This is a genomic window from Streptomyces sp. NPDC051310 (genome assembly GCF_044455245.1).
Classification (GTDB): Bacteria; Actinomycetota; Actinomycetes; order Streptomycetales; family Streptomycetaceae; genus Streptomyces.
Genome location: NZ_JBITEO010000003.1, coordinates 213226 through 228390 on the forward strand (window position 1 = coordinate 213226; position 15165 = coordinate 228390).

15 protein-coding genes are annotated in these 15165 nt (G+C 75.3%); 7 read left to right on the forward strand and 8 right to left on the reverse strand.

Annotated features, from left to right (window positions below):
• Positions 1 to 31: 31 nt before the first annotated feature.
• Together ACIA79_RS05875 and ACIA79_RS05880 are read left to right on the forward strand one after the other, a co-directional pair.
• The gene (locus tag ACIA79_RS05875) at positions 32 to 442 is read left to right on the forward strand and encodes a hypothetical protein (RefSeq protein WP_399426908.1); all 411 of its coding nucleotides are present in this window, start codon (positions 32 to 34) and stop codon (positions 440 to 442) included.
• 85 nt (positions 443 to 527) lie between these two features.
• Positions 528 to 833 carry a hypothetical protein gene (locus ACIA79_RS05880; protein WP_399426909.1) on the forward strand — a complete coding sequence of 102 codons (306 nt, stop codon included), beginning with the start codon at positions 528 to 530 and terminating at the stop codon, positions 831 to 833.
• Here the strand turns inward: ACIA79_RS05880 and ACIA79_RS05885 are convergent.
• Together ACIA79_RS05885 and ACIA79_RS05890 are read right to left on the reverse strand one after the other, a co-directional pair.
• A complete protein-coding gene (locus ACIA79_RS05885) occupies positions 796 to 1254 on the reverse strand; it encodes a Zn-ribbon domain-containing OB-fold protein (RefSeq protein WP_399426910.1) in 459 nt (152 codons plus the stop codon). The genes ACIA79_RS05880 and ACIA79_RS05885 overlap by 38 nt on opposite strands.
• Positions 1255 to 1444: 190 nt before the next feature.
• Positions 1445 to 2803 carry a hypothetical protein gene (locus ACIA79_RS05890; protein ID WP_399426911.1) on the reverse strand — a complete coding sequence of 453 codons (1359 nt, stop codon included), beginning with the start codon at positions 2801 to 2803 and terminating at the stop codon, positions 1445 to 1447.
• Between the two features lie 199 nt (positions 2804 to 3002).
• Between ACIA79_RS05890 and ACIA79_RS05895 the strand changes: the two genes are divergently transcribed.
• The 3 genes from ACIA79_RS05895 to ACIA79_RS05905 all read left to right on the forward strand — a co-directional run bounded on the left by ACIA79_RS05895 (position 3003) and on the right by ACIA79_RS05905 (position 6623).
• A complete protein-coding gene (locus ACIA79_RS05895) occupies positions 3003 to 5225 on the forward strand; it encodes an acetate--CoA ligase family protein (RefSeq protein WP_399426912.1) in 2223 nt (740 codons plus the stop codon).
• 65 nt (positions 5226 to 5290) lie between these two features.
• Entirely contained in the window at positions 5291 to 6013 is a 723-nt protein-coding gene (locus ACIA79_RS05900; protein WP_399427128.1) for an enoyl-CoA hydratase/isomerase family protein, read from the forward strand.
• A gap of 19 nt (positions 6014 to 6032) precedes the next feature.
• Positions 6033 to 6623, forward strand: coding sequence for a flavin reductase family protein (locus ACIA79_RS05905; protein WP_399427129.1), 591 nt, complete (start codon positions 6033 to 6035; stop codon positions 6621 to 6623).
• Positions 6624 to 6634: 11 nt separating this feature from the next.
• On the opposite strand, the gene ACIA79_RS05910 is transcribed toward ACIA79_RS05905, so the two are convergent.
• Positions 6635 to 7945, reverse strand: coding sequence for an MFS transporter (locus ACIA79_RS05910; protein WP_399426913.1), 1311 nt, complete (start codon positions 7943 to 7945; stop codon positions 6635 to 6637).
• A gap of 70 nt (positions 7946 to 8015) precedes the next feature.
• On the opposite strand from ACIA79_RS05910, the gene ACIA79_RS05915 reads away from it, so the two are divergent.
• Entirely contained in the window at positions 8016 to 9071 is a 1056-nt protein-coding gene (locus ACIA79_RS05915; RefSeq protein ID WP_399426914.1) for a GlxA family transcriptional regulator, read from the forward strand.
• Here the strand turns inward: ACIA79_RS05915 and ACIA79_RS05920 are convergent.
• Genes ACIA79_RS05920 through ACIA79_RS05935 form a run of 4 tightly spaced genes read right to left on the reverse strand, consistent with a single transcriptional unit; the run spans position 8973 to position 13432 of the window.
• Entirely contained in the window at positions 8973 to 10226 is a 1254-nt protein-coding gene (locus tag ACIA79_RS05920) for an MFS transporter (protein ID WP_399426915.1), read from the reverse strand. The two genes, ACIA79_RS05915 and ACIA79_RS05920, sit on opposite strands and share 99 nt — an antisense overlap.
• Positions 10227 to 10276: 50 nt before the next feature.
• A complete protein-coding gene (locus tag ACIA79_RS05925) occupies positions 10277 to 11359 on the reverse strand; it encodes a Zn-dependent alcohol dehydrogenase (RefSeq protein WP_399426916.1) in 1083 nt (360 codons plus the stop codon).
• Positions 11356 to 12507, reverse strand: a complete 1152-nt coding sequence (locus ACIA79_RS05930) for an acyl-CoA dehydrogenase family protein (protein ID WP_399426917.1) — start codon at positions 12505 to 12507, stop codon at positions 11356 to 11358. The genes ACIA79_RS05925 and ACIA79_RS05930 overlap by 4 nt, the downstream gene beginning before the upstream one ends.
• Positions 12508 to 12520: 13 nt before the next feature.
• Complete coding sequence (locus ACIA79_RS05935) at positions 12521 to 13432, reverse strand: SDR family oxidoreductase (protein WP_399426918.1); 912 nt, start codon at positions 13430 to 13432, stop codon at positions 12521 to 12523.
• Between the two features lie 89 nt (positions 13433 to 13521).
• Between ACIA79_RS05935 and ACIA79_RS05940 the strand changes: the two genes are divergently transcribed.
• Entirely contained in the window at positions 13522 to 14448 is a 927-nt protein-coding gene (locus ACIA79_RS05940) for a cyclase family protein (RefSeq protein ID WP_399426919.1), read from the forward strand.
• A gap of 219 nt (positions 14449 to 14667) precedes the next feature.
• On the opposite strand, the gene ACIA79_RS05945 is transcribed toward ACIA79_RS05940, so the two are convergent.
• Entirely contained in the window at positions 14668 to 15141 is a 474-nt protein-coding gene (locus ACIA79_RS05945; protein ID WP_399426920.1) for an ATP-binding protein, read from the reverse strand.
• Positions 15142 to 15165 lie beyond the last annotated feature (24 nt).

A 15165-nucleotide genomic window follows, 5' to 3' on the forward strand; every position in this document is an offset into this window, starting at 1 on the left:
ACGCTACGCAACCACCCCGATCCTCGTAGCCATGACGAGCAACAAACTCCCCGATTGGGTCCCGGTCTCCGGGCTGCAACTCCACCTCGCGGGTGTCCACTTCGACGCCATCCGGGTGCGCGGAGTACGCGGTGAGGCCGTGCTGCACCACCTGGCCGAGGCGACCGGCGGGCGGCCGGGGCCCGTCGTGCGGGAGGTCGCGCGCGGGCGGTGGACGTACTTCCTCGTGCCGCCGGGCAGCAGCAGGGAGCACACCTGGCCGCCGGGGGCCACGTGCTTCGGGCCGGCCGTGCGGGACCAGTACGTGGGAATCCCGGCGCCGGACGGCAACACGTACCCGCTGTCGTGGCGCTGCGGCGCGCCGGTGGAGGGCGAGTTCGTGGACGTGCAGCTGCTGCACGAGGTGGTGACGGCGCAGTTGTGCGTGGTGCCCGAGGCGTGAGCGATCGTCGCACTCCGCGCGGCCGGTCCCAGGACGCGGCACCCACGGTGGTCCGGCTGTCGGACCCGCGCCGTACGCTTCAGCCATGTCCGTCAACATCGCGTTCAGCTTCACCGTCACCGACCTCCAGGACGAGCAGCAGGCCCGGGAGGTCGTACGCTCCCTCGACGAGGTCATGCGGGACGAGCGGATCCAGGACCAGGTGAACCTCGGGGTCGCATGGGACGACGGGGTGGCGTTCGTCTCCGGCGAGACCGACTTCCCGCTGAGCATCACCCGCTTCCACCTCTGGCAGCCCGCGTTCGAGAGCTCCATGAAGTACGCGGTGGACGAGGCCGCGCCCGCGGCGAAGCTCACCCTGGACTGGGAGTACCCGGACCTGGAGCGCTGACCGCGCTTCCGGGAGCGGCGGCGCCCGCGGGGCGGAACACGGGCACCGCGAGGCCGCCCTCGCCCTCCGTGCGGAAGGCGACCACCAGGTCCATGCCGATCCGCAGGGCGTCCCCGGCGCCGTCCACGACCTCGGTCATCATGCGCGGGCCCTCGGCGAGGTCGACCACGGCCGCGGTGTAGGGCGTACGGCCGGAGAACGGCGCGAGGTCGTTGCGGTGGACGACGGACCAGGTGTAGAGCGTGGCGCGGCCGCTCGCCCGCTCCCAGGTGACGTCCTCGCTCCAGCAGCGCGGGCAGAACTCGCGCGGGTAGTGGTGCGCGCGGCCGCAGGCGCCGCACCGTCTGATCAGGAGCAGGCCCTCGGCGGCGGCTTCCCAGTAGGGGCGGGTGAAGGCGTCGGCGTCCGGTGCGGCGCTCATGCCCCGCACCGTCCGTTCGCGGCTCCGCGGGGGCGGGTCCGCCGGCCCGCCGGCCCCCACGGCACCGCGCCACCGCGCCGTACGGTCTGCGTCGTCCGCATGCCGGACCCCCTCCGCATTGACTGACGGTACGTCAGTTCAGCGCGTCGGGGGTCCGGGCGCAAGAGGCCCGGGCGGTGGGCCGCCGCGGTCAGGCCCGCGGGTTCAGGACGAGCGCGGCCGTGTTGTTGCCGGTGTCCGGGTCGAACGACAGCGCCCCGTCGCCGTACGACGGCATCAGCCGCACCGCACCGGTGGCGCGGGGTACGACGGTGTCGATCCGCAGCTGGAAGCGGAACGTCGCGGTCTGCTTCTCCGCCACCCACATCGGCAGGTTGCACACGTAGCGCGGGGCGCCGGTCGTGCCGTCGTACCACTCGCCCTGCAGCGTGCGGGCCTCGCAGTCCGCGGGGACGCCCGTGACGGTGGCACCCTCGGGGACGACGAGGTCGACCCGGGCGACGGGGTCGCCGGCGCCGAGGTTCGCCACCCAGGCCGGGCCGCGGTTGCGGAAGGTCAGGTCCGCCGTGACGGTCGCGCCCGCCGCGCCGCTCACGCGGGCTCCGCGGACCGCGAAGTCCGCCGTGTTGGCCGCCTCGATCTCGACGAGCGCTCCGTTGTCCTCCGGCGTCAGGTCCTCGGCGCCGGCCCCGGGCGCGACGCCCATGTCCACGCGCTCGTAGAGGGCGTGCCGCGCCACCACGGCGTTCAGCGGCTGCGGCAGCGCGAAGGTGCCGCCGGGCTCCACCACGGTGTCGAAGGCGCACTCCAGCTTGGTCACGGGCCGGACCGGCCCGTCCTCGCCGGCCGGGCCGGCGGTGCACTGCGGGGCGACGGCGCCCACGTCGAGGCCGCGGGTCACGTACAGGGTGACGTGGACGCCGCGCGCCGGCTCGTTGCCGCGGTTGACGACGGAGAACGGCACGGGGACGGTGCTCCCCGGCCGGACCCCCTCCACGCGGGCGGGCTGGTCGAGGACGAGGTCGGGGCCCGAGCCGACCGTGATCGTGGTCTCGTACCCCTCGGGGGCGGTGAGTTCGCCGCCCGGCATCGTCGTGGCGGCCTTGGCGGTGTAGGTGATGCGGCCGGTGGCGCCGACGCCCGCGCCGGCCGCCGCGCGGACCTGGAGCGGCACCTGCTCGGTGTAGCTCGACGGCACCTTCGGGACGGTGCACACGGCGGTGGTGCCGGCCGGTGCGCAGTTCTCCGGCCAGGTCACCTCGGCCACGCCGGCCAGCCCGGAGACGTCGACGGTGAGGCGGCCGTCGGTCACGGTGAAGGTGTCGTTGTCGTGGTAGAGCCCCAGGGCGAGGGTGCTCGCCGGGGGCTGCGGGCCGCTGTCGGCCGCCTTCGGGACGGTGGAGCGGTACGGGGCCTGGATCCACAGCTGATCGCTGTCGGCGGCGGCCGGGGTGGCCGCGGCCAGCGTGACCAGTCCCGCCGTGGCCACGCACGCGGCGCCGAAGCGCACGGCGCCGCGGGACCGGCGGTTGACGGAAGGCGTTCTCATGGGTCTCCCCCTCATGGCGTTCTCTCGGGACCCGCCGGCCGGAGCGGTCCCCGGACCGGTTTCCCGGGTCGACGAGATCGACCACCGGGGGCCGGTGAAAGTTGCACGGCCGACGCACACCTGTTCCTGACAAACCGTCAGTTCGGTAACCTGACTGAGCGTCAGTTGTGTGTCTCCGACGAGCAGGGGCGGCGGAACGATGCTTGGATCGACCCACGGCACCCTCACCACCGATCTCCGCGCCCGCGTGGTGGCCTGCGGACAGGCCGCCGGGCCGGCCGTCCACGGAACCGCCGCGCGCGCAGGAGACCTGGACGTCAGCGGCCGGCCCCTCCACGCACCCGTTCCCGACCTGGACCGGCTGTTCCGGCCCGGGTCCCTGGCCGTCGTCGGGGCCTCGGACACCGAGGGGCGGCCCGGCACCGGCATCACCAGGCAGCTGCTCCACTGGGCCGGGCGGGTCGGCGCCCGGCTGTACCCCGTCCACCCCGGCCGGTCGTCCGTCTTCGGCCTCGACTGCGTGCCGTCGGTCGCCCGGCTGCCCGAGCCCGTCGACCTGGCCGTGCTGCTGGTCGCCGACCCCCTGCCGGTGATCGAGGAGCTCGGCGCCGCGAAAGTGAGGTTCGCCGTCGTCTTCGCCTCCGGGTACGCCGAGACCGGCGCGGCGGGGGCCGCCGCCCAGGCCCGGCTCGCCGCCGCCGCCGAGCGGTCCGGGCTGCGGCTGCTGGGGCCGAACACCAACCTCAACGCCTTCGAGGAGTTCCGCGAGGACCTCCCCGGCCCGGCGATCGCGCTCATCACCCAGTCCGGCCACCAGGGCCGCCCGCTCCACGCCCTCCAGCAGCTCGGCATCCGCGTCTCCCACTGGGCGCCCACCGGGAACGAGGCCGACCTGGAGGCCGCCGACTTCCTGTCGTACTTCGCCGAGCGGCCCGAGGTCGGGGCCGTCGCCTGCTACCTGGAAGGGCTGAAGGACGGACGCTCCTTCCTGCTGGCCGCCGACCGCGCGGCGCGGCGCGGGGTGCCGGTCGTCGCCGTGAAGGTCGGGCGCACCGGCACCGGGTCGCGGACCGCCGCGTCCCACACCGGCAAGCTCACCGGCGCGGACCAGGTGGTGGACGCGGCGATGCGCCAGTTCGGCGTGGTCCGGGTGGACGCCCTCGACGAACTCCAGGACACCGCCGCCCTGCTGGCGAGGGCGCGCCGGCCGGCCGCCGACGGCGTGGTGGTCTACTCGATCTCGGGCGGCACGGGCGCGCACGTGGCCGACCTCGCGACGGCCGCCGGGCTGACGCTGCCGACACTGTCCCGGGCCCGGCAGGACGAGCTGCACCAGTGGATACCGGACCACCTGAGCGTCGCGAACCCCGTCGACAGCGGCGGACACCCGGTCGGCGACCGGCGCGGCCGGCTGATCATCGACGCGATCCTGGCCGACCCGGACGTCGGGGTGCTCATCTGCCCCATCACCGGCCCCTTCCCGCCGATGAGCGACCGGCTGGCGCAGGACCTGGTGGACGCGGCGGAGACCACCGACAAGCCGGTGTGCGTGGTGTGGGGCTCGCCGGTCGGCACCGAGCCCGCCTACCGCGAGACGCTGCTCGGCTCCTCGCGCGTGGCGACCTTCCGTACGGTCGGCAACTGCCTCACCGCCGTCAAGGCGTACCTGGACCACCACCGGTTCACGCGGGCGTACCGCTCGCCCTTCGACGAGGCGCCGCGCACCCCGTCCCCCTCGTACCGCAAGGCGCAGGCCCTGGTGCGCCCGGGCCACCGCCTGAGCGAGCACGCGGCGAAGCAGCTGCTGCGCGCGTACGGCATCCGCGTACCGCGCGAGCAGCTCGTGACCAGCGCGGCGGCGGCGGTCCGGGCGGCCGGCCAGGTCGGCTACCCGGTCGTGATGAAGGCGTCGGCCCCGCAGCTCGCCCACAAGACGGAACTGGGCCTGGTCAAGATCGGGCTGACCTCCGCCAGCCAGGTCCGCGACGCGTACCGCGAGCTCATCGACATCGCCCGCTTCGAGGACGTCGCCCTGGACGGCGTACTGGTGTGCCAGATGGTCGAGCGGGGCGTCGAGATGGTGGTGGGCATGACGCACGACGCGCTCTTCGGTCCGACGGTGACGGTGGGCCTGGGCGGCGTGCTGGTGGAGGTGCTGCGGGACACCGCCGTGCGCGTGCCGCCCTTCGGCGAGGACCAGGCGCGGGCGATGCTCGGTGAACTGCGCGGGCGGGCCCTCCTCGACGGCGTGCGCGGAGCGCCTCCCCGGGACGTTGACGCGCTGGTCGAGGTGGTGCTGCGGGTGCAGCGGATGGCGCTGGAGTTGGGCGACGACCTGGCGGAGCTGGACATCAACCCGCTGATGGTGCTGGGGCGCGGCCAGGGCGCGGTGGCGCTGGACGCGCTGGCGGTGTGCCGGTGACCGGGCAGGTCCTGCACGCCACCGGCGACGGCGTCACGTGGATCACCCTCGACCGCCCGGAGGCGATGAACGCGCTCACGCCCGGCCAGCGGGACCGGCTCATCGCGCTGCTCGCCGACGCCTCCGCCGACCCGGCCGTCCGGGCCGTCGTCCTGACCGCCACCGGCAGGGGCTTCTGCGCGGGCGCCGATCTGCGCGGTGCCGGACCGGCGGGCCGGGAGCGGGTCGCCGGGGACGTGGCGCGGACCATCCGGCTCGGGGCGCAGCGCCTCGTCGCCGCCGTGCTCGACTGCGAGAAGCCGGTGATCGCGGCGGTCAACGGCACGGCCGCCGGGCTGGGGGCGCACCTCGCGTTCGCGTGCGACCTGGTCCTGGCGGCCGCGTCGGCCCGGTTCGTCGAGGTGTTCGTGCGGCGGGGCCTGGTCCCGGACGGCGGCGGCGCGTACCTCCTGACCCGTCTGGTGGGGCCGCAGCGCGCGAAGGAGCTGATGTTCTTCGGCGACGCGCTGGCCGCGGCGGACGCGGCGCGCCTCGGCCTGGTCAACCGGGTGGTGCCGGACGGCGAGCTGGAGGAGACGGCCCGCGCCTGGGCGGAGCGCCTGGCGCACGGGCCGACGCGGACCCTCGCGCTCACCAAGCAGCTGGTCAACGCGTCGCTCGACAGCGACCGCGCGACCGCGTTCGCCGCCGAGGCGGCCGCCCAGGAGATCACCATGACGACGTACGACGCGAACGAGGGCGTGGCGGGCTTCGTGGAGCGCCGCACGCCCCGCTTCAGGGGTGAGTGACGTGATGGGACACGCCGGGATGGCGGCCGCGGCCGTCCGCTACCTGAGGTCCGCCGGGGCGCCCGCCACCGGGGCGCCGCCGCCGCGGCTGCGGGCGGTGCGCGAGGACGCGCGCCTGCCCGTCGACCAGGCCGTGTTCCGGCGCGTGCTGGGCCACTTCGCGACCGGCGTCACGGTCGTCACGGCGTACGACGAGGAGGGCGGCGGTCCCGCGGGGTTCGCCTGCCAGTCCTTCGCCTCTCTCTCGCTCGACCCGCCGCTCGTCGCCTTCATGGTGTCCCGCACGTCGACGACCTGGCCGCGCATCGCCCGCGCGGGCGCCTTCTGCGTGAACGTCCTGGGCGCGGACCAGGCGGACCTGTGCGGGGCGTTCGCGGTGAGCGGCGCGACGGGCGCCGACAAGTTCGCGGGCGTCCCGTACGACCCGGCCCCGGCGACGGGCTCCCCCCGCCTCGCCGCCGTCCCCGCGTGGACCGACTGCACGATCCACGCGGTCCACACCGGCGGCGACCACCTGATCGTGGTGGGCCGCGTGGCGGCCCTGGGCGCCCGCGACGACGGCGAGCCCCTCCTCTTCCACCGGGGCCGCTTCGGCCGGTTCACGACCTGACCGCGGCCGCCTCAGAGCGCCGGCGCCGGCACCCTCCGGCGGCGGATCACCAGGGACATCAGGGCCGCCGCCGCGCACAGCGCGCCCGAGGCGTACCAGACCACGTCGTACGAGCCGAAGACGTCACGGGCCACGCCGCCCGCGAAGGCCACCACCGCGGCGCCCACCTGGTGGGAGGCGAGGACCCAGCCGAAGACGATGGCGCTGTCCTCGCCGTAGTGCTCGCGGCACAGGGCGATCGTCGGCGGGACGGTGGCCACCCAGTCCAGGCCGTAGAAGACGATGAAGAACACCATGGGCGGCTGCACGGACGGGGCGAGCAGCATCGGCAGGAAGAGCAGCGAGACGCCGCGCAGCGCGTAGTACACGGCCAGCAGGCGCCGGGCCTCGAAGCGGTCGGTGAACCAGCCGGAGGCGATCGTGCCGACCACGTCGAAGACACCGATCACGGCGAGGAGCGAGGCGGCGGCCGTGATGGGCATGCCGTGGTCGTGCGCCGCCGGGACGAAGTGGGTCTTCACCAGGCCGTTGGTCGAGGCGCCGCAGATGGCGAAGGTGCCGGCGAGCAGCCAGAAGGGGCCGGTGCGGGCCGCCGACGCGAGGACGGTGACCGCGCGGCGCGCCGCGCCCCGCACCGGTGCGGGCTTCGGTACGGCCTCGGCGGCGCCGTACGGCGCGAGCCCGACGTCCGCCGGGTGGTCGCGCAGCAGCAGCCAGACGAAGGGCACGACGGCGAGCGCGGAGAGGGCGACGGTGACCGCGGCGGGGCGCCAGCCGTGGTCCTCGACCAGCCAGGACAGCAGCGGCAGGAAGACGAGCTGCCCGGAGGCGCCGGCGGCGGTCAGGACACCGGTGACCAGCCCGCGGCGGGCCAGGAACCACCGGTTCGTCACCGTCGCGGCGAAGGCGAGCGCCATCGAGCCGCTGCCGAGTCCCACGAGGACGCCCCAGAACAGCACGAGCTGCCACGCCGCGGTCATCCACACCGTGGCCAGCGAGCCGGCCGCGATGACGGTCAGCGCGAGGGCGACGACCCGGCGGATGCCGAAGCGGTCCATCAGGGCGGCCGCGAAGGGCGCCGTCAGGCCGTACAGCGCGAGGTTGACCGAGACGGCGAAGCCGATCGTGCCGCGCGACCAGTCGAACTCCCGGTGCAGCGGCTCGATGAGCAGGCCGGGCAGGGAGGCGAAGGCGGCCGCGCCGACGATCGTCACGAAGGTGACGGCCGCGACGGACCACGCGCGGTGGATGCGGGGACGGCGGACGGGAGCCCCGGCAGCGGGGGTGCCGGACACGTCGGAAGCGGGAGTCGTCTGGGCCACGTCACCACCCTGTCGTGACGGTGACCGCTCAACCACTGGCCGGGATGACAGCTTTCGCTAGGATCGGGCCATGGACAACGGGACGGGGAAGGACGTCGCTGCGGCACAGGCCGCCGCCGGCCGGCCCCACCGCGTGGTGATCCTGGCCCTCGCCGGCCTGCTGCCCTTCGAACTCGGCATCCCGCACCGCATCTTCGGCCGGGCCGCCTCCCCGGAGGGCCACCCGCTGTACGAGATCGTCACCTGCGGCGTCGCCCCGGGCCCCGTGCGCACCGACGCCGACTTCGACATCCACGTCGCCCACGGCCCCGAGGCGCTCGCCGGCGCCGACACCGTCGTCGTCCCCGCCTCGTACGAACTGGGCCCGGTGTACGAGGAGGGCCGGCTCACCGACGAGCTGGCGGCCGCGCTCGCCCACATCCGCCCCGGCACCCGGATGGTCTCCATCTGCACCGGCGGGTACGTGCTGGCCGCCGCCGGCTGGCTCGACGGGCGGCCCGCCACCACCCACTGGGCGTCCGCGGCGCACTTCCAGCGGCTCTTCCCCGCCGTCGCGGTCGACCCCGGCGTCCTGTTCGTCGACGACGGCGACGTCCTCACCTCCGCCGGAGTGGCCGCGGGGGTGGACCTGTGCCTGCACATCGTGCGCCGCGACCACGGCGCGGCCGTCGCCAACGAGGTGGCGCGCCGCACCGTCGTACCGCCGCACCGCGACGGCGGCCAGGCCCAGTACATCCAGCGCCCCGTCCCCGAGCCGGCGCAGCGCGCGACGACGACCGCCGCCCGCGCCTGGGCGCTGGCCCGCCTCCACGAGCCGCTGCGGCTGCGCGACCTCGCGCGGCAGGAGTCGATGAGCGTACGGACCTTCACGCGCCGCTTCCGCGAGGAGGTCGGTGTCAGCCCCGGCCAGTGGCTCACCCAGCAGCGCGTCGAACGCGCCCGCCACCTGCTGGAGTCCACCGAGCTGTCCATGGACCGGGTCGCCGCGGAGGCCGGCTTCGGCACCGCCCAGTCGATGCGCCAGCACCTACAGGCTGCGCTCGGGGTCCCGCCGACCGTCTACCGGCGCACCTTCCGCGCCGACCGCGTCCCCGGCGGCACCGTGGGCGGCGTCCCGCCCGCCTGACGTCAGCCGCCGCTCGCCCAGCGCGCCGATCACGGTGAGCACCAGGGTGAGCCCGACCCCGGCGAGGATCGCGGCCGACGGCGACACCACCCGCAGCAGTCCGCCAGCGAGCGTCCCGCTCGCCGCGTACCCGGCGCCGATGGCCGCGTACATCACCGCGTACCCGGCCGCCAGGGCGCTCGGCGGCAGCACCTCCCGCAGCCGCAGGTTCCGGGTGAGCATCGCCCCCGCCTGGAGCACGCCCGCCACGACCAGGCCCGCCGCGACGGCCGCCAGCCACGGCAGCAGCGCGACGAGCGCCACGCAGCCGGACACGCCGAGCAGCAGCACCACGCTCTGCGCCGGCAACCGCCCGGGCCAGGCGCGCAGCCCGTACACGAACGCCCCGGCCGCCGACCCGAGGGAGAATCCGGCCAGCAGCGGCCCCGCCCAGCCCAGCCCGATGGAGCGCTGCTCCAGCAGCGCGGGCAGGACGAGTTCGGCGAGCGCGAGCAGCGTCAGGCTCGCCGCGCCGGTGACGTACACCGGCCACGCCCGGGCCAGCAGCCGCCGCATGGGCACGCCGTTCCGGTCGCCGTCGTCGGCGGCCCACCCGGTGGGCAGCGCCCACAGCCCGGCGACCGCCGCGCCCATCAGCCCGCCCGCGAGCAGCAGCGGTACGTACGGCGCGGCCCCGAGCGCCAGCCAGGTCGTCAGGGCGGGCGCGACGGCCCAGACGGCGGAGGTGAGGACGGACTCCAGGCTCATCGCCTGGCCGGCCGCGCCCGCCGGGACCATGCCGGTCAGCAGGGCTCGCATCCCGCCGGACACGGCGCCCGGCGCCCCGCCCGCGACGAACGCCAGCACGCCCAGCACCAGGGGCGGTGCCTGGGGTGCCAGGCCGAGCCCCGTGAACGCCACCCCGCCGCCCACGAGCCCCGCCGCCAGCTGCGACCGCGCCCGCTCGGGGCGCAGCCGGGTGCCGAAGACCGGCGCGCCGAGTATCTCGCCGACGACGTACACGGCGGCGAGGACGGCGCCGAGGCTGTAGCCGCCCGGCCGCTCGCGGACGAAGAACACCAGGGCGAGCGGCGCCATGGCCACCGGCAGCCGGGCGGCGATGGTGACGGCGCCCCAGGCCAGGACGGGCCGGGTGAGCACGGAACGGTAGGGCATGGCCCCGACCGTAACCAGGAACCGGGCGCGCCCCACCTCGATTCCACCGGTCAGCCCCGCGTGTCCCCGGCCGGCCGCGGACGCGTCGTCAGCACGCCGCGCGCCACCCGGCCGTGGCGGGCGTCGTCCGCCGCCCTGGCGAAGTCCTCGACCGGATAGACGGCGGTGACCAGTTCGTCGAGCAGCAGCCTGCCCTCCTCGTACAGCCGGGCGTAGCGAGGGATGTCGTGCTGCGGGCGTGAACTGCCGTACCGGCACCCCAGGATGGACTTGTCGAGGAACAGCGAGGCGGGCGGGAAGGCGGCCTCGGCACTGGGTGCGGTCATGCCGAGCAGGACCGCCTGGCCGTGCCGGTCGAGCAGGTCGACGGCCGCGCGCACCAGGGCGGTGCGGCCCACGCATTCGAAGACGTGATCGGCACCGGAGGGCAGGACGTCGCGTACGGCGCCGGTGTCCGTGAGGAAGTGCGTGGCGCCGAACCGCCGGGCGGCCTGCTCCTTGGCGGGGTTGGCGTCCACGGCGACGATCACGGAGGCGGCGGCGAGCCGTGCGCCCTGCAGGACGTTGAGGCCGATGCCGCCGGCGCCGATGACGACGACGGTGTCGCCGTACCGGACGCGGGCGCGGTGCAGTACGGCCCCGACGCCCGTGAGGACGCCGCAGCCGATGAGGGCGGCCGAGGTGAGGGGGAGGGACGGCGGGATCCGCACGGCCTGGACGGCGCGGACGACGGTGCGTTCGGCGAAGACGGAGGTCGACGCGAACTGGTGCACGGGCCGCCCGTCGCCGCGCGCGAACGGTGTGCCCGGCCGTCCGATCGCGCTGCGGCACATGGTCGGCCGCCCCCGGTCGCAGTCGGCGCAGGCGCCGCAGCCGGCGAGCGTCGACAGGGCGACGTGGTCCCCGGGCGCCACGTGCGTCACCCCGGCCCCGACGGCCTCGACGACACCCGCGCCCTCGTGCCCCAGCACCACGGGCACCGGGAAGGGGATCGTGCCGTCGATCACCGACAGGTCGCTGTGGCACAGCCCGGCCGCCGCGACCGCCACCAGGACCTCGCCCGGCCCCGGGTCCCGGACGACCAGGTCGTCGACGACCCGGGCCCGTTCGCCGTCGAACACGACACCCTTCATCCCTGCTCCCTCGGCAGGCCGAGCACGCGCTCGGCGATGATGCCGCGCTGGATCTCGTCCGAACCGCCGTAGATGGTGTCGGCCCGGCTGAACAGGAACGAGCGCTGCAGGTCGTCCAGTTCGTACGCGCCCGGCGACCAGGCACCCGGGCCCGTCGCGGCGGCCGCGCCCCGCACCTGCAGGGCCAGCTCGCCGAGCCGCCGGTGCCACTGCCCCCACAGCAGCTTCGCCACGCTCGGCGCCCCCGCGTCGGCGGCGCCCCCCAGCGTGCGCAGGGCGTGCCACCGCATGGTGCGCAGCTGTGCCCACTGCCGTACGAGGCGGTCCCGGAGCACGGGGTCGGCGGCGGCGCCGCTGTCGACGGCCAGCCGCACCACGCGGCGCAGTTCCGCCTCGAACCCGATCTGCTGGGCGAGGGTCGACACCCCGCGCTCCACCGCGAGCAGGCTAAGGGCGACGCGCCAGCCGTTGCCCTCGCCCCCGACGAGGTCACGGGCGCGGGCGACCGCCCCGTCGAAGAGCACCTCGTTGAACTCGCTGGTCCCGGTCATCTGGCGGATGGGCCGCACCTCGATCCGGCCGGGCTGGTCCATCGGCACCAGCAGGAACGACAGGCCGTGGTGGCGGCGCGTGCCCTCCCCCGTCCTGGCCAGGACGAAGCACCAGTCGGCCTGGTGGGCCAGCGAGGTCCAGATCTTCCGTCCGCTGATCCGGTAGCCGGCGCCGTCGCGCACCGCGCGGGTGCGCAGGGCGGCGAGGTCGGAGCCCGCGTCCGGCTCGCTGTAGCCCTGGCACCACACCTCCTCGCCGCGCGCGATGCCGGGCAGGAACCGGGCCTGCTGGTTCTCGTCGCCGTGGGCGAGCAGGGTCGGGGCGAGGAGCTTCTCGCCGATGTGCCCGATCCTGCCGGGCGCGCCCGCGCGGGCGTACTCCTCGGCCCACACGACCTGCTGGGTGAGGGTGGCGCACCGGTTGCCGTACGCCGCCGTGCCCCAGCCGAGGCCGATCCAGCCGCCCGCGCCGAGCGTCCGCTCCCACGCCCGCCCGCCGTCGTCGGCGGTCCGGTGCCGCGCGGGCCACTCCCGCGCGAGCCACTCGCGGGCCTCGGCCCGGAAGGACTCGTCCTCCGCCCCGAACGCGAAGTCCACGGCCGCCGCCCCCTTACGCGTTCGGCCGGGCCGAGGAGGCGGCCGCCCTGGCCATCTCCTCCAGCCGTGCCAGCAGGGGCATCGGGTCGGTGCCGACGGTCCCCGGCAGGAAGTCGGCGATCCGCTCCGGCGTCCAGGGCGTCTCCGCGTAGGCGGCGCGCAGCTCCCGGGGCTGGGCCCACACCGCGATCTTGGGTCCGGCGACCGTGTACACCTGACCGGTCACCTCGTCGTCGCGCGCCCGGTCGGAGAGCAGGTAGACGACGAGCGCGGCGACGTCCTCGGGTTCGCCGATCTCCTTGAGCTCCATGGGGACGCCCGCGGACATGCGCGTCCGGGCGACGGGAGCGACGGCGTTGGCGGTGACGCCGTACTTGTGCAGCCCGAGGGCGGCGCTGCGCACCAGCGAGATGATGCCGCCCTTGGCGGCGGAGTAGTTGGCCTGGGCGACGGAGCCCTGGTGGTTGCCGCTGGTGAAGCCGATGAGCGTGCCGCCGCCCCGGGCGCGCATGACGGCGGAGGCGGCGCGGAAGACGGTGAACGTGCCCTTGAGGTGGGTGGCGACGACCGCGTCCCACTCCTCCTCGGACATGTTGAACAGCATCCGCTCGCGCAGGATGCCGGCGACGCACACCACCCCGTCGATGCGCCCGTACGCGGTGAGGGCGGTGTCCACGACGCGCTGCCCGCCGGCCATGGTGGAGATGTCGTCGGCGACGGCGACCGCGTCCCCGCCGGCCGCGGCGATCTCCTCGACGACGGCGGCCGCGACCTCCGACGTGGGCTGCGCGCCCGCCACGGACACGCCGTGGTCGTTGACGACGACCCGGGCGCCCTCTGCGGCGCAGGCGAGGGCGACGGCACGGCCGATGCCCCGCCCGGCACCGGTCACGGCGACGACCTTGCCCGCCAAGAAGTTCCCCATGCCGTCCCCTTCCCGCGCCAGCCGTATCTGACGGATCGTTAGATTCTATGGTCCGACGGACGGACGAGCACAAGCCCCGGGGAGGCCCCATGTCACTGCCGGCCGTCTTCCACGACATCGCCGAGCGCGTCAACAACTGGGGCCGCTGGGGCGCCGAGGACGAACGGGGCACCCTGAACCTGATCACCGACGAGGTCGTCCGCGGGGCGGTCGCCTCCGTGCGCACCGGGCTGCGGGTGCCGCTCGCGCTGGACCTGCGCCACGACGGCGTGCAGACCGGGCTCGTCCCGGGCCGGGTGAACCCACTGCACGCCATGGTCCAGGTCAACCAGGAGCTGTTCGGGCCGGGCACGGTCGCCACCAGCGACGACATCGTCACCATGGGCCTGCAGGCGGCCACCCACTGGGACGCCCTGACCCATGTGTCGCACTCCGGCCGCATCTACAACGGCCGCCCCGCCGCCTCCATCACCCCGCACGGCCGCAGCGCGTACTGCGGCATCGACAAGGCCCGGCACGTGGTCTCGCGCGGAGTGCTGCTGGACGTGGCCCGCGCCCGGGGGGTGGAGCGGCTGGCCGGGGGCCATGCGGTGACGCCGGAAGACCTGGACGCGGCCGCGGAGTTCGGCGGCGTGGAGGTGCGCGCGGGCGATGTCGTGCTCGTCCGGACGGGTCAGGTGCGGGTGTACCTCGCGGGCGACCGGCACGGGTACGGGTACCCGTCACCGGGCCTGTCGGTCCGGACGCCCGAGTGGTTCCACGCGCACGACGTGGCGGCCGTCGCGAACGACACGCTCACCTTCGAGATCTTCCCGCCCGAGGTCGAGGGGCTGTGGTTGCCGGTCCACGCCCTGCACCTGGTCGAGATGGGCCTGCTCCAGGGCCAGAACTGGAACCTCGAAAAGTTGTCCACAGCCTGTGCGCGGAGCGGGCGGTACACCTTCCTGCTGGCCGCGATGCCCGAGCCCTTCGTGGGCGGGACGGGGACGCCGGTCGCACCGGTCGCCGTCCTGTGACCCGCGCACGACCGGCGCGGAGGCCGGCGCAGGGCGGGGTGGATGAAGGTGGCGGCGCGCACTCATGCGCGCCCCGAGCACGGCACGGCGGGCCGCCACCGCCGCGACCCGCACTCGCCGAGGGCGTCAAGCCCTCGGCGTCCCCTCGCCACGAATCGCTGCTCCAAGGGTGATCAACCGGCCACGGCACGTCAACACCCCGTCAGGGGGGCGGTTCGATCACAGGCGGTGGGTGACGGCGCACGACGGCTCGTACGCCCCGGGCTCGCGCGCCGCCCTCGTCATGACGGGTGCGCCGCGGTCCACCTCGCACCAGATGCTCTTGCCGGCGCCCTCGCGCTGCCAGCCCCACCGGTCGGCGAGCCCGTCGACGAGCTCCAGGCCCCGCCCGTTGGTGTCGTCACCATCCGCGTGCCGGGGCTGCGGCGCGCGGGCGCTGCGGTCGGCGACCTCCACCCGCACCGTCCCCGCCTCGGCGGCGCCCGCCCCGAAGAGCATCCGCAGCACGGCCGGACAGCCCGTGTGCACCACGGCGTTGGTGACGAGCTCCGAGATGAGCAGCACCAGCGTCTCGGCCAGGGGTTCGTCCTCCCCTATCCCGGAGCCGGCGAGACGCGACCGAGCCCATCTACGGGCACGCCCCACCTCCGCGGGGTCGGGGCCGATTTCCAACTGAACTTGAAGCACCTGCACCGCTCACACCATCCGAACCGGCGG